The sequence below is a fragment of the Streptomyces sp. CB01201 genome (assembly GCF_002803085.1).
GTDB classification, from domain to species: Bacteria; Actinomycetota; Actinomycetes; order Streptomycetales; family Streptomycetaceae; genus Streptomyces; species Streptomyces hundungensis.
Genome location: NZ_NNBJ01000009.1, coordinates 149807 through 168472, shown reverse-complemented (window position 1 = coordinate 168472; position 18666 = coordinate 149807). Strand labels below are relative to the sequence as shown.

Annotated in this window: 18 protein-coding genes; 13 read left to right on the top strand and 5 right to left on the bottom strand. The window is 68.7% G+C overall.

Features of this window, described 5'->3' with window-relative positions:
- Positions 1-36 precede the first annotated feature (36 nt).
- A complete protein-coding gene (locus CG740_RS20005) occupies positions 37-1236 on the top strand; it encodes a PP2C family protein-serine/threonine phosphatase (RefSeq protein ID WP_234376381.1) in 1200 nt (399 codons plus the stop codon).
- A 50-nt stretch (positions 1237-1286) separates the two neighbouring features.
- On the opposite strand, the gene CG740_RS20000 is transcribed toward CG740_RS20005, so the two are convergent.
- Positions 1287-1721: a MarR family winged helix-turn-helix transcriptional regulator gene (locus CG740_RS20000; protein ID WP_159030355.1), complete on the bottom strand. Its 435-nt coding sequence runs from the start codon at positions 1719-1721 to the stop codon at positions 1287-1289.
- Positions 1722-2198: 477 nt separating this feature from the next.
- Between CG740_RS20000 and CG740_RS19995 the strand changes: the two genes are divergently transcribed.
- From CG740_RS19995 to CG740_RS19985, 3 genes are read left to right on the top strand one after another with little or no spacing between them, the layout of a single operon-like run.
- Entirely contained in the window at positions 2199-3794 is a 1596-nt protein-coding gene (locus CG740_RS19995) for a PP2C family protein-serine/threonine phosphatase (protein WP_199846517.1), read from the top strand.
- Complete coding sequence (locus CG740_RS19990) at positions 3791-4885, top strand: cobalamin B12-binding domain-containing protein (RefSeq protein ID WP_100576548.1); 1095 nt, start codon at positions 3791-3793, stop codon at positions 4883-4885. Before CG740_RS19995 ends, CG740_RS19990 begins: the two co-directional genes overlap by 4 nt.
- Complete coding sequence (locus tag CG740_RS19985) at positions 4882-5313, top strand: STAS domain-containing protein (protein WP_100576547.1); 432 nt, start codon at positions 4882-4884, stop codon at positions 5311-5313. The genes CG740_RS19990 and CG740_RS19985 overlap by 4 nt, the downstream gene beginning before the upstream one ends.
- A gap of 71 nt (positions 5314-5384) precedes the next feature.
- On the opposite strand, the gene CG740_RS19980 is transcribed toward CG740_RS19985, so the two are convergent.
- The gene (locus tag CG740_RS19980; RefSeq protein WP_234376380.1) at positions 5385-5654 is read right to left on the bottom strand and encodes an STAS domain-containing protein; all 270 of its coding nucleotides are present in this window, start codon (positions 5652-5654) and stop codon (positions 5385-5387) included.
- Between the two features lie 259 nt (positions 5655-5913).
- Here CG740_RS19980 and CG740_RS19975 point away from each other — a divergent pair, with 259 nt between their 5' ends.
- The gene (locus CG740_RS19975; RefSeq protein ID WP_159030354.1) at positions 5914-6300 is read left to right on the top strand and encodes a hypothetical protein; all 387 of its coding nucleotides are present in this window, start codon (positions 5914-5916) and stop codon (positions 6298-6300) included.
- 249 nt (positions 6301-6549) lie between these two features.
- Positions 6550-7176, top strand: coding sequence for a hypothetical protein (locus CG740_RS19970; protein ID WP_234376379.1), 627 nt, complete (start codon positions 6550-6552; stop codon positions 7174-7176).
- A 16-nt stretch (positions 7177-7192) separates the two neighbouring features.
- On the opposite strand, the gene CG740_RS19965 is transcribed toward CG740_RS19970, so the two are convergent.
- Positions 7193-7759, bottom strand: coding sequence for a VOC family protein (locus CG740_RS19965; RefSeq protein ID WP_100576545.1), 567 nt, complete (start codon positions 7757-7759; stop codon positions 7193-7195).
- Positions 7760-8298: 539 nt separating this feature from the next.
- Between CG740_RS19965 and CG740_RS19960 the strand changes: the two genes are divergently transcribed.
- From CG740_RS19960 to CG740_RS19950, 4 genes are all read left to right on the top strand, one after another.
- A complete protein-coding gene (locus CG740_RS19960; protein ID WP_100576666.1) occupies positions 8299-11679 on the top strand; it encodes an RHS repeat-associated core domain-containing protein in 3381 nt (1126 codons plus the stop codon).
- Positions 11680-11695: 16 nt separating this feature from the next.
- Positions 11696-11824 (top strand): hypothetical protein, encoded by a 129-nt coding sequence (locus CG740_RS41555; RefSeq protein ID WP_267895415.1) that lies wholly within the window; start codon positions 11696-11698, stop codon positions 11822-11824.
- Positions 11825-11900: 76 nt separating this feature from the next.
- Positions 11901-12092 carry a hypothetical protein gene (locus tag CG740_RS19955; RefSeq protein WP_100576544.1) on the top strand — a complete coding sequence of 64 codons (192 nt, stop codon included), beginning with the start codon at positions 11901-11903 and terminating at the stop codon, positions 12090-12092.
- 202 nt (positions 12093-12294) lie between these two features.
- The gene (locus tag CG740_RS19950) at positions 12295-13725 is read left to right on the top strand and encodes a carotenoid oxygenase family protein (protein WP_100576543.1); all 1431 of its coding nucleotides are present in this window, start codon (positions 12295-12297) and stop codon (positions 13723-13725) included.
- A gap of 80 nt (positions 13726-13805) precedes the next feature.
- On the opposite strand, the gene CG740_RS19945 is transcribed toward CG740_RS19950, so the two are convergent.
- Complete coding sequence (locus CG740_RS19945; protein WP_100576542.1) at positions 13806-14438, bottom strand: hypothetical protein; 633 nt, start codon at positions 14436-14438, stop codon at positions 13806-13808.
- Positions 14439-14622: 184 nt separating this feature from the next.
- Between CG740_RS19945 and CG740_RS19940 the strand changes: the two genes are divergently transcribed.
- The 3 genes from CG740_RS19940 (at position 14623) to CG740_RS19930 (ending at position 18322) form a co-directional block, all read left to right on the top strand.
- Positions 14623-15249 carry a hypothetical protein gene (locus tag CG740_RS19940; protein WP_100576541.1) on the top strand — a complete coding sequence of 209 codons (627 nt, stop codon included), beginning with the start codon at positions 14623-14625 and terminating at the stop codon, positions 15247-15249.
- Positions 15250-15330: 81 nt separating this feature from the next.
- Complete coding sequence (locus CG740_RS19935; protein WP_100576540.1) at positions 15331-17550, top strand: FUSC family protein; 2220 nt, start codon at positions 15331-15333, stop codon at positions 17548-17550.
- 514 nt (positions 17551-18064) lie between these two features.
- Positions 18065-18322: a peptidase inhibitor family I36 protein gene (locus CG740_RS19930; RefSeq protein ID WP_159030353.1), complete on the top strand. Its 258-nt coding sequence runs from the start codon at positions 18065-18067 to the stop codon at positions 18320-18322.
- Between the two features lie 88 nt (positions 18323-18410).
- Here CG740_RS19930 and CG740_RS41060 read toward each other — a convergent pair whose 3' ends face one another.
- Positions 18411-18623, bottom strand: a complete 213-nt coding sequence (locus CG740_RS41060) for a hypothetical protein (protein WP_234376378.1) — start codon at positions 18621-18623, stop codon at positions 18411-18413.
- Between the last annotated feature and the right edge of the window lie 43 nt (positions 18624-18666).

Genomic DNA, 18666 nt, shown 5'->3' with positions numbered 1-18666 from the left:
GAAGCGGACTCGCGCACGCAGTGAGGGAAGAAGGACGTGGACAGGCACTCGACAGGCTGGCTGACCCTCGCGGAAAGCTCCCTCAGGCTGGCACCTCCGACGGCACTGCCGTCCACGGCCGACGCGCTGCTCGCCGAGCACGTCAAGGCCCGTCACGTGACGCTGCTGCTGGCGGACTACGGTCTGAGCGAGTTGCGCCCCGTGACACGGCTGCCCCACACAGGCGATGCGATCGACGTCCGCAACGGCAGCGCGGAAGGCCGCGCCTTCACCGCGCAGGCGCCGGTGGTGGAAGTCACCGACGAGCCCGGTGCCGTCCGGACCCACCTGCCGATCACCGTGCGGGGCGACCGGCTCGGAGTGCTCTCCGTCGACCTTCCCGAGCAGGCCGTCCGCGGCCCCTCGGGTGTCCTGGACCTCGCGGCCTTCGCCACGGCGCTGGGACACAACCTGCTCGTGGCGGACCGCGACACCGATCTGTACCGCCAGGCCCGCCGCCAGCGGCGGCTGACCCTCGCAGCGGAGATGCAGTGGCAGCTCCTGCCCGGACGAGGCTTCGAAACCGACGAGTTCACCCTCGGAGCCCACCTCCAGCCCGCTTACACCATCGGCGGCGACAACTTCGACTGGAGCGTCACGGACGACGCGCTCACCGTCACCGTGACCGACGGCCAGGGCCACGGCATCCAGGCCGCCCTCCTGACCAACCTGGCCGTCAACGCCCTGCGCAACGCCCGCCGCGCCGGCATCTCACTGGAGGACCAGGCCTACCTCGCGGACCAGGCCGTCTATGGCGAATACGGTGGCCGACTGTCGGCGCCCAGCCTGCTCCTGCGCATCGACTTGGCCACCGGGCGGGCCCGGGCCGTGGACGCGGGGTCCCCGCAGCTGCTGTGCCACCGCCAGGGCACCGTGCGACGGATCGAGCTGGCTGACCAATTGCCGCTCGGCATGTTCGAGGACACCGAGTACCACGAGGAAGAGTTCGCCCTGGAGGCGGGCGACCGCCTGGTCATCGTGAGCAGCGGCGTCCATACGTCCCAGAACACGGAAGGAAGCTCCTTCGGCGAGCTGGCACTGCGCGAGACCATTGCCGCGTCCCGCAGCGCGTCGACGCACGAAACGGCCCGCGCCGTGGTGGACGGACTGACGCAGTACCACGGAGGCGCGGAACTCCCTGCCGACGCGACGGTCGTCTGTCTGGACTGGAGAGGCCGGCAGCCGACCGCAAACTGATCGACCGGAACGGCTGTCGCGACCACATTCGATCGTGGCCTTCCGGGCGTCTATGCCTCGGAGGCCGCGTTCGCGGTCTCGACCGCCTCGGCGAAGGCGCGAAGGCCCGCCAGGAGTGCCTCGCCCTGGTCTGCGGGCACCTCTCCAAGAACCCGGCCGATCGCGTCGATACGACGCTCGGACAACGTGTCCAGCATCCGCAGGCCGTGCGAAGTGAGCCTCAGTTCGATCGCCCGACGATTGGCCGAGGTACGACGGCGGTCGAGGAGGCCCGCCGCTTCCAGCCGGTCGCACAGTCTGCTGGCCGCGGGAGGCGTGGCACTGATCCGTTCGGCCAGGCCCGTGAGGTTGATACCGGGGGACCGGCGGACGATCAGCAGAGCTTCCAGCTGAAGGGTGGAGAGCCGCGGGACCGCGTCCTGTGCGACGGCGGTCCAGGTGACGATCAAAGCCTCGGCGGCCTCGGACACTTGGCGGGCGAGCACACGCGCAGAATCGTCACGCGAAGATCCCGCGCGGTCCATGTGGCCGCCTCTCCCACAGTGCTGGTGTACATCCCCTTCAGATCCCACCGTCTCGCCAGGGCCCGAACGGTCTCCACCTAATATGCCCCCGCTGGCGAATCTATGCCTGTCCATGCCATCTCGCGCCTACCGACGGGCCTGGAGACGCACCCTGACTGCCCCGTGGAGTTCCCAGGGGGATGGACACACGTCGAGTCAGACCGAGTCAGACCTCGGGGTGGGTACATCGCCTGCACATGTGTGCGGGTGGCGGGGAGAGGATGGAGCGGGTTGCCAGGAGGATGCCGGATGCGGGATCGTTGCCCGAAGACAATGATTCCTCTCGCGTTGGTGAGGTGAGGGATTCGCCCAGCGGGTCCTCGATATTTGGTCTCCACTGAAGCGCAGACCGCCACGGACACGGAGCCGGGCTTTCCATGGAGCCGTGCTCCCTATCCCGTGGTGGTCGCCGACCCGACGGGCGTCGTGGTGCAGCGCAACGACGCGGCGCAGGCCCTTCTCCCCGCAGCACGGCCCGGGGCACGTCTGGCTGACGCGGTTCCGCGTTGGCTGAGCGCCGCCCACCGGTCGATCCGTCTGCCGGGCCCGCGCGCGGCGAACGAGGCCGCGGACGAGTCGGGCGTACCGCTGTCCGGTGTGATCGCGGAACGCCGGTTCGAGGCTCACCCCAGCGTGCGGGACGACGGCACGGTGGCCTGGTGGCTGGTGGACGACACCGATCGTCAGCTCGCCCGTGAAGCCCTGCACATGGAGCGGGAGCGGACCGCGTTCCTCGCGAAGGCGTCCAGCATTCTGCTTTCCTCCCTCAACCTGGGGCGCTGCATGGACGTGACCGCGCAGATGGCCGCCGAGAACCTCGCGGACGCGGCCCTGGCCATCGCACCGGTCCGGGGCCGCCGACTGCCGGTGGTGACCTGTCTGCGCGGCGGCGCTCCCTCGGCGTCGCAGGAGGCAGTCGACCCCGACGAGGTCCCCGGTCTCGGAGAGGCTCTGCGCGGATTCCCGCCGGTGCCGTCCCGTTGGATCGATCCTTCGACGGCGCCCGAATGGATGATTCCCGAAGGCTTCGGCCCCATCGGGGCGATAGTGATCACTCCACTTCCCGGGCACGGCGTTCCGGCCGGTGCGCTGGTACTGCTCCGCAAGGAGGGCAGCGGCGCGTTCACCGAACAGGAAGAGATCTTCGCCCGGCTCTTCGCGGCCCGCTCCGGAGCGGCGATGTCGGCGGCTCGCCTGCACGCGGAGCAGACGGAGATCACCGAGGTGCTGATGCGGGAGCTGCTGCCGCCGGCGCTGCATCAGATCTCCGGGGTGGACTTCGCCGGCAGCTACCGGCCTTCGGCGGACCACGAACGGGTCGGCGGCGACTTCTACGACGTGCATCCCGCCACCGTCGAGGGCGAGCCGTCCCTGGTGACGCTGGGCGATGTGTGCGGAAAGGGCCTGGAGGCCGCCGTCCTCACGGGCAAGATCCGCAACACCCTGCACGCACTGCTGCCCCTGGCCGACGACCACCAGCGGATGCTGAGCCTTCTGAACACCGCCCTGCTGAGCTCTCACCACACCCGGTTCGCCACGCTGGTCCTGGCGTCCGCCGTCCGCGAGGGCAACGAGGTGCTCGTGCGGCTGACCAGTGCGGGCCATCCGACTCCGGTGATCATCCGCGCGAACGGCACCGTCGAGGCGGCCGACACCCACGGCACTCTGGTGGGAGCCTTGCCGGACGTCCGCTCCAGCACCGCGACCGTCACGCTCGCACCTGGAGAGTCCTGCGTCCTCTACACCGACGGAATCACCGAAGCCCGGGGCGGTCCACTGGGCGACAGCCAGTTCGGTGAGGAACGCCTCAAGCGGGCCCTGGCCGGATGCGTGGGGATGCCGGCCGAGGGCATCGTGGAGCACGTCCAGATGCTGGCCTCCCAGTGGCTCGCCGGGCGCCGTCACGACGACATGGCCGTCGTCGCGATCTCCGCCCCGCGCACCCACCACCTGAGCGCGGTGAACGGCCACACCCGGGGCAGGTACACCGCATGAGCACGAGCACTCCGCCCCGTCTGCCGGACGGGGCTCACCTGCCGGAACTGGCGGAGCGAGTGTGGAGCGCCGTGGCCGACGGAGACGAGTACTCGGCCACCGAGATCGTTCTGCACGCCCTCGACCGCGGCATCGACCCGGAGTCCGTTCTGCTGGACGTCATCGCCGCGGTCCAGGGCAGAGTCGGTGAGGAATGGGCCGCCAACCGCATCACCGTCGCGCAGGAACACGCCGCGACCTCCATCAACGAACGCGCCGTCGTAGCCCTCGCACTGCACCCGGCAGCGCGCACCGCCCCCAGCCGGGGACGCATCACGGTGGCGTGCGTGGACGGCGAATGGCATGCGCTGCCCGCCCGCCTGGTCGCCGAGGTACTGAAACTGCGGGGCTGGCAGGTCGACTATCTGGGAGCCCAGGTCCCCGCCCCGCACCTCATCGCACACCTGCACACCACGAAGGCCGACGCGGTGGCCCTCTCCAGCTCGATCGCGACCCGGCTGCCCACCGCACACGCGGCGATCACGGCTTGTCAGGCGGTCGGAGTTCCGGTCCTGGTCGGCGGAGCCGCGTTCGGCCCCGACGGCCAGTACGCCAGGCTGCTCGGCGCCCAGGCGTGGGCGCCCGACGCCCGCGGGGCTGCCGACCGGCTCGCCGAAGGACCGCTGCCGCGCCCTCGGGCCGACCACCAGCAGATGGACGACCTGCCGCACCTGGCCGACCAGGAATACACGATGGTCGCGCGCAACAGCGCCGGCCTTGTGAGAGCGGTGTTCGGTGCCCTGGCGGACGAGTTCCCCGCGATGCGCGCCTACGACGACATGCAGCGGGAGCGCACGGCGGAAGACCTCGCGCACATCGTCGAGTTCCTCGCCACTGCCCTCTACCTCGACGACGAAGCACTCTTCTCCTGGTTCATCACCTGGACGGCCCGCATCCTCACCGCGCGAGGAGTACCCGCCCAGTCCCTCCCGCCGGCCCTCAACCTCCTCGCCCGTGAACTCAGGGACTTCCCGCGGGCAGTTCGCATCCTTCAGCGGGGCGTCGACGCCCTCACCACCGACCACTCCACTGCCAACGGAACGCCCGCATGACAACCCTGCCTCCCGGCCTTCGCCTGGTCACCATCGACGCCGAGAACACGGTCCGCATAGAGATCATCGGAGATCTCGACTACCAGACGGCCGACGTCCTCCTCGACGAGGTAACCGCCCAACTGGGCGCCCGCCCGGACCTCAAGGACGTACACCTGCACTTCCAGGAGATCGGGACCGTGGACTCCATGGGTCTGTCCGTCCTCCTGATGATCCACCGGCACACCACGGCAGCCGGGACCCGCCTGCATCTGAACGACCGTCCCCCGAATCTGGACAGGCTTCTCGACATCACCGGGACGCTGGAATATTTCGAGTCCACACCTCCCGACGGCACTGCTTTCTTCCACTCGAACAGCACGACGGCCTCGTCGATCGCGGACACCGGGCAGTCGAGCCGCCCCGGAGGACGTGACACGACGACCTGAGCCTCCGCTCGGCTGCGGTGCGGGCAGGCCGCGCCGGCTCGTCGAGAGCGCCGCATCCCGTCCGCGGCGACTCAGTCTTCCGGCGTGACGTTGTGGAAGGTGAAGTAGCTGTGCGTGCCGGTGATGGTGAAGAGGCGTTCGAGGACGGGTTGCAACGGGCCGCGCAGGATGAGCGCGGTGTTGCGGTGGCGCAGGTGACGCTGGGCATTCATGAGCACGTGGAGGAGTGAGGAGTCGGCCCAGACCAGGTCGCGCAGATCCAGGGTCACGGTCGTGTGGTCGGCGCCATCGAGGAGCGCGCTGGTGAGAGGGCCGGTGGTGGTCCACTCGATCTCTCCCACGACCGTCAGCTCGGCCGAGCCGTCTTCGTGAACGCGTCGGTTGACGCATGGTGTTGGCGCCGCCCGCGACGGATGAGGAGGCTCCAACGGGATGTTGTGAGGTGTAGTCACCTGGTGTGCCTTCGTGCTGTCGTGCCTTCGGTTCGGCGATGCGGAGAGAGCTGGGTTCACTCGTTCGTGTGATGAGCGCTAGTGGGTGGCGTCGGAGGCCGTGGGCGGGGCAGCGGAAAAGTGTGAGCATCCCACCGGGGAGGGCGCCATGTCCGTGGTACGGACCGTGAACGGTTGGAGCGGTGTCCCGTCGAGTCCCCGGGAGGCCCGCGAGGGTGCCGCACGCCTGATGACGATCGAGGACTCCCGCTCTGTCATCAGCGCAGAAGTCTGGTGCGACGCACTGCTGTGCACCTCCGAACTCGTCGCGCACGCACAGCAGTTCAGCTCCGCGATCGCCGACTGCCGGGTCACCCTCGACCGAGGCGCACTCGATATGCAGATCGTCTGCCGCGACGCGCATGCGGGAGCGTTCGGATGGGGAATGTCGTCGGGCTGGGGCTGGATGATCGTCGAACGCATCGCCACATCGCTCACCGTCATACTTCTGCCGGACGGCCTCATCTGGGCCCGCCTGTTGATCCGGCTGCACTGACCCCTCCACAGGAGAAGGTGCCTCCACACCTCTGCCGCGTTCATGTCCCGCTGCTACCCGTTCTGACCGCGGCTAGCGTCCCTCGTTCGGGCGAAAGGGAGGATCAGCGCATTGTCGGAACCCGGCGCAGGGATCCGAAGAGCAACAGGCCGCCTGTGCAAGTGGACGTGGTTCGGTAAAAGGTGCGTAGGTGCGCGCAAAGCCGCAGCATGGTAAGAGCCTCTGCATCTCTGGCTCTGGGAGCACTCCATGGCCGATACGCGAGAACGCTCGGATACATCGGACAGGACACTGCCGTCCGCCCTGCGAGGCAGAGGTGTTGTCCTGAGCTTCGCGCCGTGGATCATCTTCGATGTCATCGCGGGACCCAGTACCTGGAAGCTCGGCGCGTTCGCCGCCTTCGTCGCGGCCGTCGTGTTCAGTCTTCCCGACTTCCAGCACCGGAAGGTCAAGCTGCTCGACGCGGCCGGCATTCTGTTCTTCGGCGTCATCGCCCTGCTCGGTTGCTTCCTGGACCGGCACGACCTCATCTGGCTGGAGACCTATTCCCAGGTACTGTCCAGCGGCGTTCTGGCCTTGATCGCACTGGTTTCCCTGGTGACGGTTCCGTTCACCGAGCAGTACGCGCGCGAGTCCGCTCCACGAGAGTTCTGGAACACACCGGGCTTCCGACGGGCCAACCGCATCATCACAGCGGTGTGGACCGCGGTGTTCGTGGCCACCGCGGTCCTGGGCCTCGTGGCCCTTCACACCGAGGGCATGGGGGACTGGTTCAACTGGGTCATACCCGTGATCCTGCTTGTCCTGGCCGTCAAATTCACGAAGTGGTACCCGGCTCATATCCGAGCTCAGGCGCACTCGGTCCGTCAGCGCTGAATTCCCGCTGGAACTGTCAGCGCCAGCGGTTGTTACTGGTGTGGTCACCGGCGAGCCAGCGAGCGAGGTCGGCGTGTGCGGTGACGCGCTGCTCGGCGTCGATCCTCGCCACGTCGGGGTGGTCAACGGCGAACTCCAGGATCAGCCCGTTGGGGTCCGTGATGTACAGCGAGACGCAGAAGCCGTGGTCGATCAGGTGGGGGTTCGCCTCCGGGAGGCCGGCCGCGTCGATGCGCTCGCGGATGGCTTGCTGGGTGTCGGCCTCGACCTTGAAGGCTATGTGGCGCAGGGGAGTTGTGTTGATGCCGGTCCTGAATTCCTCCTGGTCCCGGGGGTCGGCGAACTGGAAGAAGGCGAGCGCGCTGCCGTCGGCCAGGCCGTAGAGGGCGTGACTGTAGGCGCGCTCCACGCCTGCCATCTTCTCGCGCTCGGTCCACGTGGCCACCAGGGGAAGCCCGATCACGTCCTCGTAGAAGCGCCGGTTGGCTTCCTGGTCGTCGGTGATCCAGGCGTGGTGATGGAGCCGGAGGGGCAGGGCCTGGGCCTGCGCCTGGGGCCGGGTCTGCGTCTGTGTCTGCGTCATGTCGAGTCATCTCCGTTGTCCGGATGGGGTGTTGGGGCGATCGCCGGGGAGCCGGTTGGCGACGCCATGAACAGCATGCCGTCAGATTAGGTTGAACGTTAAATCATTTTGGGCCATGTTTGCGAGCGGTCGCCGGCGTCGGCGGATCGCATCGTCGGCCGGACAGGTTGAGGGTGTCGCGCATCCGGCTCGCTCGCCGCATTGGCTCGGCCCGCGCGCGGAGGCGGCTTGTCGGCCCTGGCGTTTTGCGTGCCGACCGGTAGGGATGCATTTCAGCCAACGTGACTGGCCTGGGTGGTGAAGGGCGGGGTGGAAGCGGTCGCGACCCGTGAGGAATTGGCGTCCGGTGTCCGTTTCTCTGACGGCGGTTCCCAGGAAGGGGAGGGGCCGATTCCTGAGCGAATGCGGATCCGCTTTCGGGGAAGCGGCCGCGTTCTTGTGTGGATCCTGTGGGAACGTGTGTGCCTCCGGTGGCCGTTGGGGCTGCTGGGCTTTGACTTCCTAACGGGGGGAAGACTGTGCGTTCGCGTACGTTCGGCATGCCCTATCGGCATGCGCGTCTCACGGCGAGAAACTCTCTGATCGCCTCTGTCGTGGTGCTGGGTCTGGGTGCGTCCGCTCTGCCAGCGTTCGCCGCGGGACCGGCTCCCGCGCAGGGCTCGGTATGGGGGCAGGGCAAGGCCCGGGCGGTGATGCCCGCGGTGAAGGTGGGCCAGAACAAGCCGCCCCGGAACCAGCGCAAGGTGGTACCGAGCGCGGAACGGCGCCAGTGGGAGGCCGGGCAGAAGTCCCGTCTCGCAGGCCGGAAGCCGGGTGCCGCTGTGGCGCCGTCGGTGAAGGTGTACGTGCCCAGAGGGCAGGGTGATGTGCCGTGGCACCAGATATCCGACTTCCGCATCACCGACTCTCTGGTGGGGCGGATCGACTACTCGACCGGCAACATGATGCTGGCCGCCACGGACTTCGACATCGTCGGTGTCGGCGACTCGCTCCAGCTCACCCGGACCTACAACTCCTTCGACGCTCCCTTCGGAGGCGTCTCCGCCCAGTGGTGGACCGGGTACGAGCGCAACCTGGACCTGATGTTCACCAACGAGGTGATCTGGTACGACTCCTCCGGGGCCACGGTCAGCTTCACGAAGAACGCCGACGGCACGCTCAAGACGCCGGACGGCTACGGCAAGGACCTCAAGAAGAACAGCGACGGCACCTACACCCTCACCGATCGCAAGTCCGGCTCCAAGGACACCTACAGCGCTCAAGGTGAGCTGACGAAGGTCACCGACCGCAACAACGGCACGATCTCGGTCACCGCGCACAAGGACGCCGACGGCTGGATGGCCGGCTACAAGCTCACCGAGGACCGCTCCGGGCGCACCGTCGATCTCGTCAAGTCGAGCGCCACGCTGTGGACCGCCACGGACAACAGCGGCCGGAGCGTGAAGTACGACATCGACTCCGCGGGTCATCTCGTGCGGTCCTGGGACACCGCGGGCAAGGCGACGTCGTACGGCTACGACGAGGACGGACGCCTGACGAAGGTGACGACGCCCGAGTCCCGCACGACGGAGTTCACCTACGACTCGGAAGACCGCGTCACCTCGATGCGCCGCTCCACCGAACTCGGGGGTTCGGGTACCGACGCCCCGACGTACACCTACTCCTACGACGCCGCGTACCCCTCGGACGCCGGTACCACCACGGTCACCGATCCGCTCCTGAACGCGACGAAGCACGAGCACAACGCGGATGGCGAGGTCACCAAGGTCACCGACGCGCTGGGCCACGGGCGCTCGAAGTCGTACAAGGCCCATCTGACGCAGACCGCGACCGATGCGATGGGAGTGGGCACCGGCAGCGGCAATGTGACCACCTACGGCTGGGACACCCGGGGCAATCCGACCTCCGCGAAGCTGCCCACGGGTGCCACCTCGTCGGTGGCGGGCTGGTCGACGAAGGCCGGCCGGGACGTGCCGGCCTCGGCCACTTCTGCCGACGGCGACAAGACGGACTACGGGTACGACACGGCGGGGAACACGGTCTCGGTGGCGCAGAGCGGCACCGGCGGCGGCTCGGCCACCATCGACTACAACCCGGCGACCGCTACCTGCGGCGGCTTTCAGGGTCAACGGTGCAAGGCCACAACGAAGTTGAGCGGCACGCAGAACTCGGTGACGTCGTTCCACTACGACACCCGGGGCAACCTGGACTCGGTGACACCGCCCACCCAGATCGGCAAGGTGACCTACCACTACGACGTGCTGGGACGGGTCACCGACTCCAAGGACGGCCGCGGCGTCACCACGCTCTACACCTACGACAACCGGGACCGGGTCACCAAGGTCGACACCGGCAGCTACGACTCCGTCGCGTACGTCTACGACGGTGACGGCAACCTGACCTCGCGCACGGACCGGACCGGCACCCAGACCTACCAGTTCGACCCGCTGTCCCGCGAGACGATCCGCACCCTCCAGGACGGTTCGCAGACGGTCCTGGCCTACACGGCCAACGGCAACGTCGACACCTACACCGACCCGTCGGGCGTGCTCGACTACACCTGGGACAAGGCCAACCGGCTGACCGAGCTGAAGGACCAGTCGGGCCGCAAAACCGTGTACGGGTACAACAACAACGACACCCGCACCAGCACCACCTACCCGGGCAACACGGTCCAGAGCGTGGACGTGGACAAATCCGGCCGCCCCACCACCATCAAGACCACCTCGCCCAAGGGCACCCTCACCAACCTCACCTACACCTACGGCTACGGGACCGGCGGCGCGAGCGACGGCACGAAGATCCGCACCGCCACGGATGTGCTGGCCGGGCTGAAGACGTCGTACACCTACGACGTCGCGGGCCGCTTCTCCTACGCCAAGGAGGAGAAGGGCAGCACCCTCAACTCCTCCTGGCAGTACTGCTACGACCTCGCCGGCAACCTCACCTCCCAGGGCGTCGACCCCGGCTGCCCCCGCGGCACCACCTACACGGTGAACGACGCGCAGCAGATCACCGGCAAGAACGGCTCCACCGCCAACTGGTCCTACGACAAGGCCGGCAACGAGACCGCCGGCGCCTCCACCCCCGAAGGCACCCGCACCGCCGAGAAGTGGTCCGACTACTCCCAGCTGACCTCCCTCGCCGTGGGCGGCACCACCTATGCCGGCCAGTACGCCTCGACCGACCAGTCCGAACGCACCAAGCTCGGCCAAACCACCTTCCACAACGGCCCGTTGGGCCTCTCCGCGGAAACCACCGCCGGTGTCGACACCGGATTCAACCGTGAGCCCGGGGGCACCCTGAACTCCATGACCACCGGGGGCAAGGCCTACTACTACCTGACCGACGCACTCGGTTCGGTGATCGGCCTCGCCGACGAGAGCGGCACCAAGGCCAACACCTACACCTACAGCCCCCGCGGTGTCGCCCGCACCACCACCCAGGCCGTCCCGCAGCCCTACCGGTTCGCCGGCGGCCACCAGGACCCCACCGGCCTCTACCACCTCGGCGCCCGCTACTACGACCCCAACACCGGCCGCTTCACCCAGCCCGACCCCTCCGGCCAGGAGAAGAACCCCTACCTCTACGCCGAGGGCGACCCCGTCAACCGCATCGACCCGCGCGGGCTGCTCTCCCTGGACCTCGGCATCGAGGCCTGCGACCTGCTGTGCCTGGGCGGCGGAGTCAGCATCAACGAGGACGGCAGTGTTCACCCCTACCTCTCGGTGGGCGGCGGAACGCCCGGCGTGAGCGCCGACGCCAGTCTCGCGTCGGGCAGTGCGGACACCGGCCTGACCGGCGAGGTGGCCTGCGGGTTCGGCCCCGCGGAGCTCTCCGTCGCCACGGACGGCTCGGAGGGCGTGGGCACCGGCGGCAGCAGCGGCAAGTGCTCGGCGAGCGCCAAGTACACGTTCTGAACAGGAGAGTGACACGATGAACGACTTGGTGACGCTGGCTCAGAACCGGCCGGACGGGCCGTCCTGGCTGCCCTACGCCTTCGTGGCGGTGGCGGTACTCGTCGGAATCTTCCTCGTCGTCCGTCTCATGAACAAACGCCGCTAGCCGTATGAGGGGCGGCCCCGACGCCGGGGCCGCCCCTCTCGCGCCCTCCCCGCCCCGACCATGGAACGGTGTGCCGATGCACATACTCGTAGGGATCGTCCTGCTGGCTTTCGGCCTCGCCTTCGCGGTGTTCGCCCCCGCCCTGTCCGCCTCCGGCGGCACCCGCGCGGGCCGCGCCTTCGCCCCGTCCAACACGGTCGCCTTCCGCGTGGTCGGCGGTCTTGTCGCACTGGCCGGACTGCTGTACGCGTGCGGGGTCATCGGCTGACGAGGCGAGGAGCCCCCCGGTATCTCAGTAGAGAAAAAGTCTCGTACTGGCCGACGCGTTCCTGTGGCGCTTTCAAAGGGCGGAGTTACGCTGAAAGCAGCTGCAAGGCCGGGGATTCCTCCGATCCGGCGTGAGCGCCCCAAGGGAGCGCACGGTCTCGCAGGACCCGGTGACGGCCCCTAAAAGCTCCTCGGGAGGGCCTGTGAGTCCTCAAGCGCAGTCCCGTTTCGATCCGACCCGCGTTCCGCATCTGCTCGGGTCGTTCGCGCCGGTCACGGAGGAGGTTGATGTCGTCGACCTTGCGGTCACCGGCGAAATACCCCCGTCACTGCGCGGTCTGTACGTACGCAACGGCCTCAACCCCCGGTTCACCCCGATCGGCTCCTACCTCTACCCCATCGACGGGGACGGCATGCTGCACGGCGTCTGGCTCTCCGAGGGGCGGGCCCGGTACCGCAACCGCTTCGTGCGCACTCCGGGGCTGATGGCCGAGGAACGCGCCGGCCGCGCCCTGTGGGGCGGTCTGGAATCGTTCATTCTCCCAGGCCCCGATGCCGTCGGGCCGGAACTCGCGAACGATTTCAAGGATCTCCCGGACATCAACGTGGTGAGCCATGCCGGCCGTCTCCTGGCGCTGGCGGAATCGGCGTGTCCGTTCCGGATGGACGATGGTCTGGAGACCGTCGGCCGAGAGGACTTCGGGGGAGCCCTCCCCGTGGGCATCACGGCGCATCCGAAGATCGATCCCGTCACCGGCGAGATGGTGGTGTTCTGCTACCTGCTGGAGGCGCCGTACCTGACGTGGTCGGTCATCGATCCCACCGGTGCAGTGGTCCGGAAGCCTACTCCCGTCGAGGGCGTGGACGAGCCGATGATGATCCACGACATGGCGCTGACCCGCCGCTTCGTGGTGCTGGTGCTCTCCCCGGTGTTCATCGATCTGGCCGCCGCGATGTCCGGGGGGTCCTTCATCTCCTGGCGTCCGGAGCGAGGTACGCGCGTCGCGCTGATCCCGCGCGACGGGGGCCGTGTGCGATGGGCATCGGACGAGGCGTTCTGGCTCTGGCACACGGTCAACGCCTACGACGACGGGCCAGAGGGGGATGGCGACGTCGTCCTGGAGTACGTTCAGTGGAGCCGTCTGACGGTGGGCGGCGACCCCGCGTCGTTCTCGGCGGATCCGGTGCGGTGCAATCTGGTGCGGGCCCGCATCGATCCGGTCGCGGGAAGCATGGTCCGTGCCGAACTGGACGACTGCCGGGTCGAGTTGCCCCGGGTGGACGACCGCCGCATCGGGCGGCGCCATCGATTCGTGGCGCTGGCGGCCGAAACCGGGGACGTGGACCTGCTGCCGGGTGAGTACAACGCCTTGCGCTGGTACGACACCCAGACCGATACGACGCGCTTCTGGTCCGCCGGAGATCTCTCCGTGGGTGAGCCCGTCTTCGCCCCCGAGCCCGGTGATCGCTCGGACGAACGCGGATATTGGCTGACCTTCGCCACGGACCGCACGGACGGCACGAGTTGGTTCCTGATCATCCCGGCCGAGGACCCCGAAGCCGGCCCTGTGGCACGGGTCCGCATACCGGTCCGTGTTCCCCTGGGCCTGCACGGCTCGTGGCTGCCGAGCTGAACGCACGTCGCTGTCCGTTGTGAATCCATCACCCCGGCGACCCGGGGCAGTTGGCCGGGCGCAGCACGGGCCGCCGCGCGTCAGCGGTGGTCGGCGTACGCGACGAGTCCGCCGATGTTCAGGCCGACTGCGCATCCGCTGCGGAATGCTTCGTGGCGCATGCCCGGGGTGTGCTGGGCGTTGGTCATCGCATACGGTGCGCGGATCCCCAGTTCCACGCCGCACAGGCACACGACGTATCCGTGGCGCCGGGCGGCGGCCGTCCACTCGGGGTCGTGCGGGACCCAGGTCCGGGAGTAGATCTCACCGTCGGGCGTGCGCAGTTCCAGCCGGGAGTAGGAGTACCCGAAGTGCTGCTCCAGTTTGGGCTGTTCATCGGGTATCTCGTGCAGCGTCCATCCGGGGATCCAGCGCAGTTGCGAGAGGTCGGGCGGCAGGCGCCTCATGCCGAACAGGATGGCGCCTTCGATCTGCGGTTCCTCGGGCACCTCGTCGGCCGAGGCTCCCCTCGGCGCGATGTACCCGAAGGAGCCCACGCCCACGGCCTGCCTGAACTCGAACAGGGCTGCGGGCATGTGACGTGCGTGACCGAGGGCGACCACGCCTTCCGCGGTCTCCCGATTCATCGGCACGCGCTCAAGCCGCAGTGCGGGGTCGTCACAGAACAGGATCCGTCCGAGGTCGTCGATCTGGTCGAACTGGTAACGGCTCATTTCCGTTGACCTTCCGGTTGGTTGCCGTCCGCGTCCACGTGGCGGATGCCTTGATGCCCAGTCAGCCTATTGAAGGATCGTTGAACAATCCATACCTTGGGGCGTGTGCACCACCAGGCCGACGGTTTCGTCGAAAGCAGGGGTGACAGTGAGCACGAAGAGCGCGGAACAAGAGCGGACAGGCGTGACTTGGCGGGTACCGGCGGCCGCCGCAAGCACCGGCGCAGCACTGGCGCTGTGGGCGGCCGAGCGCACGGCCGCCATGGCGCACGCCCCCTGGATCGACGAGCTGTGCGCCCTGGCGCTTGTCCTCGGCTGCGTGTTCCTGGGCATCTGCCAGCGCGTCCACATCAGGTGGCTGTTGTGTGCGGTGTGCCTCCTGGGCATGCTGTTCCTCCAGAACAAGGAGCTGGACCAGCAGGTACTGCATCAGCACGGGCGTACCGAACACGTCAGAGTCCGACAGATTCAGTGGTCCGCCGGCGACGGCATGGGCGACAGCGACCACCTCTACACGGTCACCGTCCTCGACGGCCCTCCGCTGAATCCGATCGAGGAGAGCGGGTTCATGGGCTGGAAGTGGGCGGTAGGCGGCACTTACACGGTGACCGTCGATCCGCAGGGCCGCGCCCCCCTCGGGCGGGGATTCAAGCCCGGACCTCCGGCGGTCCAGCGGTTGCTCCACATCCCGCTCGGCCTCGGCCTGGCCTTCGTCCTGTGGCGGCCCGCGGACCTGCTCCTGCGGCGGCTCTGCGCCGGGACGGCGAGGCGCACTCGCTCGACGGGCCCACAGCAGGCACGGTCGGCCTGAACGACGTCGACGTCGCGGTCGAGACGGCGGCGGGAGCGGCGACGACATGCCCGATGTCGCACGGCGGGGGATTCTGGAGGGATGAGGGGTTTCCCGGTCCTCCGGATGCCGGAGGACTACGCCGCCTCGGGGCGGCGGGCCGTACGCGTGACGCTGGCCGCCGCAGCCGGGTTCTACCTGTTCCGCTACGGCCTCGGCCAACCGGTCGCGGCGACCTACGCCCTGTTCTCCGCCGTGGCCGTGGGCGGTCTCTCGCACATTCCCGGCTCCGGGCGACAGCGCGCGGCCACAGTGACCCGAGCCCTGCCGGTGTGCTGGCTGCTCGTGGCCATCGGTACCTACCTGTCCGTACGGACCTGGTGCGCCGTGGTCGGCATGCTGCTGATCGGCTTCGCCCTGGCCTTCGCCGCCGTCGGTGGACCGCGCCCGGCCGGTGCGGCGCCGGGGCTGCAACTGCTCTACATTCTGCCGTCCTTCCCCCCTTACGACCCCGGTTCGCTGGCCGAGCGGCTGATCGGTACGACGACCGGGCTGATGCTGTTCGTCCTCGTCGAAACGCTGGTCCTGGGGGAACCATCGCCCCCGTCGTACCGGGAACGGGCCGCCGCTGCCGCCCTGACCGCCGCCGGCACGTCGGCTCGGCTCAGCACGCCCCCGTACGCCCTGACCGCCGACGACCTGCGAGCGGCCCAGCACAGTGGTGAGGAGCTGCGGCCGCTGACCGTGCCGGAGGCAGAACGCCCGGCGGGACCCGCAGTGCGCGACCGTGCACTCACCGACACCGGCCTCGCCATCCGCACCCTGCTCAACCGCCTGGCCCTGCTGCCCTCGCCGCCGCCATCACCTCCCGGCCCCGAGATCGTCTCGGTGCTGACAGCGGTGACGGGGCTGGCCGCGGACACCGCCGCCTGCCTGCGTGGCGGCCCGTCACCGACCACGTCGTACGCAGATCTCGCTGCGGCTCGTGCGCGTCTCTCGGCCCTGTCCGCGGACTCCACCGCGTCGGCGGACGGCGGCCACCCGGCTTCCACCGCCACCCGGGAATCCTCCGCCACACTGCTGCGCCGGCATGCCGCCGTACTGGAGATCGCCGACGCCGCCCTCACCATGGGACCGGCCGCGGCTCTGGCGGTGCACGGGCGGCGCGCGGCGGTGACGGCGGCGCCCGGTCGCTTCTGGTACGCGTCACTCCGGGGCCCGTCCCTGTGGTGGTACCGGATCCGCGGCCACGCCGGACAGGGATCGGTCTTCTTCCAGAACGCGGTTCGCCTGGCGCTGGCCCTCACTGCCGCCCGGCTGGTCGCAGGAGTGGACACGCTGCCGCACGGTTTCTGGGCGATGCTGGCCACGCTCACCCTCACCCGCACCACCGTCGACGAGACCTGGAGCACCATGCGCACCGCACTCACCGGCACGTTCGCCGGAGCCCTGGTGACTGCCGCGGTGTTGGTCCTCGTGGGTGCGGACACCGTCTGGTACGCGGTGGCGCTGCCGTTGTGGATGCTGTTCGCCTTCACCGTGGGGCCGGTCAAGGGAATCGGCTGGGCGCAAGGGCTGTTCACCGTGCTCGTGGCTCTGGTGTTCGCCCAACTCGCGCCACCCACCTGGCACTTGGCCGAGGTCAGGATGCTGGACGTGCTCATCGGCAGCGCCATCGGAGCAGTCCTCGGTCTGCTGGCGTGGCCGCGCGGAGCCCACGACGAACTGCGCCGTACCGTGGCCGACCTTCTGCGCAGGGCAGCGGAGATCGTGGTGGCCACCAGCGCCACCGTCGCCGGGGGACCGTCGGCCGACGACTCCGTGCCCTCACGCCCATCCGTGGTCCCGGGGCACCGTTCGCTCCAGCACGCCGTCGTCCTCGCGGAATCCGCCTACGCCCAGTACCAGAGCGAACCGACGCCGTTCGGGGGCAAGGGCCGCCGGGCGGCCCCGCGCCAGGTCGACTGGCAGGCGAGTCTGATCGCCGGGCACCATGCCCTGTGGGGTTCGGAGCGCCTGGCCGAGCCGCCACGCCACCGGATGGGACGGGTGGCGGCCGCGTCCGTCGATGCCTTGGGAGAGCGGGTGGCGGGGCGGATGCTGCTCGTCTCGGCCTCCCTGGATCCGGGCGACGACACCCCGACCGCCTCCCTGCGCCCCTTCGACCCGGCGCTCACCGAACTCGCCACGGAACCACCGGATGCGCCCCGCCTGTACTACGCCACCGTGTCCTGGCTGAACGCGCTGCTCCACGACCTCTCGCGCATCGCCCGCGTCGAAGGAGCCTCCGCCGATCCGGGCTCACACCCTCCGCGCGGCTGAGCGGTCCCTGTCTGCTTCCCTGCTAGGGAACTGAAGCGGCTTCTGAGGTCTGCCGCACCGGTGTCGGCCGGCGTGCGCTCGCAAGCCCGCGACATCGGCCAGCTCTTCACCGGCGAGGCCGGCGGGGGCCCAGCAGCACGTGGCATCCGCCGCGCAGAAGCTCCAACAGACCTGATCCGCTGGTGAGTTGAAGATCCGGTGTCGTGGGCTGAGGTTCGTGGCACACGCCGGCGCACTCGCACGCACAGTGGGTCGTGCCCGGATCCCTGCCAGGTGGAGACTCGCCGACACTCCAGTGTGGTCCGAAGTCGCGTATGGTGCGCCGGACTTCAGCCTCGACGACCGGGCTACCCGCACGGCTCACCATTGGGCAGACTGAGACCTGTCCCACGTACCGATGAAATGGGGAGAAACCGTGCGTTCAACTCTGAAAATCGGGGCCATCGCCGCCGTTCTCGGACTGTCGCTGACGAGCCAGGCTGCCGCCGCAGCGGAGAGTTCCACTTTCCGCCCCATGTCCCATTCGCAGTGTGACGCTGCGGTGAACGTGGTCTGCGGCTGGAGCGGAATCGGCTACTCCGACAACACCTACGCCTGGAAGTACTCCACCGGCAATACGGGCGCTCCCATCCGCTCCATCTGGAACAAGCGAGGCTCGTGGGTGGTCGTGTACTCCGGCACGGGCTACACCGGAGACCGGTACACCGTCAACGCGGGCGCTTCGGTGCCAGTGCTGCCCTTCCCCGCGCACTCGATCGCGACCAGCGGCTAATCAGTCGCCGTCGCAACTTGCCGCCGGTGCCACTCGGCGCCGGCGTGTGAGTGGGCGGGCTGGGAAAGAGGCTGAGGGCGGTTCGCCATCAGTGTGCCCAAGGCAGGCGAACCGCCTCGATTTCGGAGTCGCTCAGCAATGCGTTGATGAGGGTTGGTGAACCGACGACTTTGGTGGCCCACAGGTCGTAGTCGGTGCAAAGGACCCAAGAGCGGTCATCCGCCCAGACATTGGAGGGGCTGAAGTCTGCTTCGGACCGGTCGTAGAGGATCTCGGCGTCGCCGAGCCGGCCCGCACGCACGCACGTGGAGGTTGTCGAAGTCGGCGGCTCCAAGCAGCAGCGG

Bases quoted from the DNA above. Each gene is read 5' to 3' on its own strand.
- CG740_RS19990 (WP_100576548.1), top strand. From the start codon at position 3,791: ATGAGCACGAGCACTCCGCCCCGTCTGCCGGACGGGGCTCACCTGCCG.
- CG740_RS19985 (WP_100576547.1), top strand. From the start codon at position 4,882: ATGACAACCCTGCCTCCCGGCCTTCGCCTGGTCACCATCGACGCCGAG.
- CG740_RS19975 (WP_159030354.1), top strand. From the start codon at position 5,914: ATGTCCGTGGTACGGACCGTGAACGGTTGGAGCGGTGTCCCGTCGAGT.
- CG740_RS19970 (WP_234376379.1), top strand. From the start codon at position 6,550: ATGGCCGATACGCGAGAACGCTCGGATACATCGGACAGGACACTGCCG.
- CG740_RS19965 (WP_100576545.1), bottom strand. From the start codon at position 7,759: ATGACGCAGACACAGACGCAGACCCGGCCCCAGGCGCAGGCCCAGGCC.
- CG740_RS19960 (WP_100576666.1), top strand. From the start codon at position 8,299: ATGCCCTATCGGCATGCGCGTCTCACGGCGAGAAACTCTCTGATCGCC.
- CG740_RS41555 (WP_267895415.1), top strand. From the start codon at position 11,696: ATGAACGACTTGGTGACGCTGGCTCAGAACCGGCCGGACGGGCCGTCC.
- CG740_RS19955 (WP_100576544.1), top strand. From the start codon at position 11,901: ATGCACATACTCGTAGGGATCGTCCTGCTGGCTTTCGGCCTCGCCTTC.
- CG740_RS19945 (WP_100576542.1), bottom strand. From the start codon at position 14,438: ATGAGCCGTTACCAGTTCGACCAGATCGACGACCTCGGACGGATCCTG.
- CG740_RS19935 (WP_100576540.1), top strand. From the start codon at position 15,331: ATGAGGGGTTTCCCGGTCCTCCGGATGCCGGAGGACTACGCCGCCTCG.
- CG740_RS19930 (WP_159030353.1), top strand. From the start codon at position 18,065: ATGTCCCATTCGCAGTGTGACGCTGCGGTGAACGTGGTCTGCGGCTGG.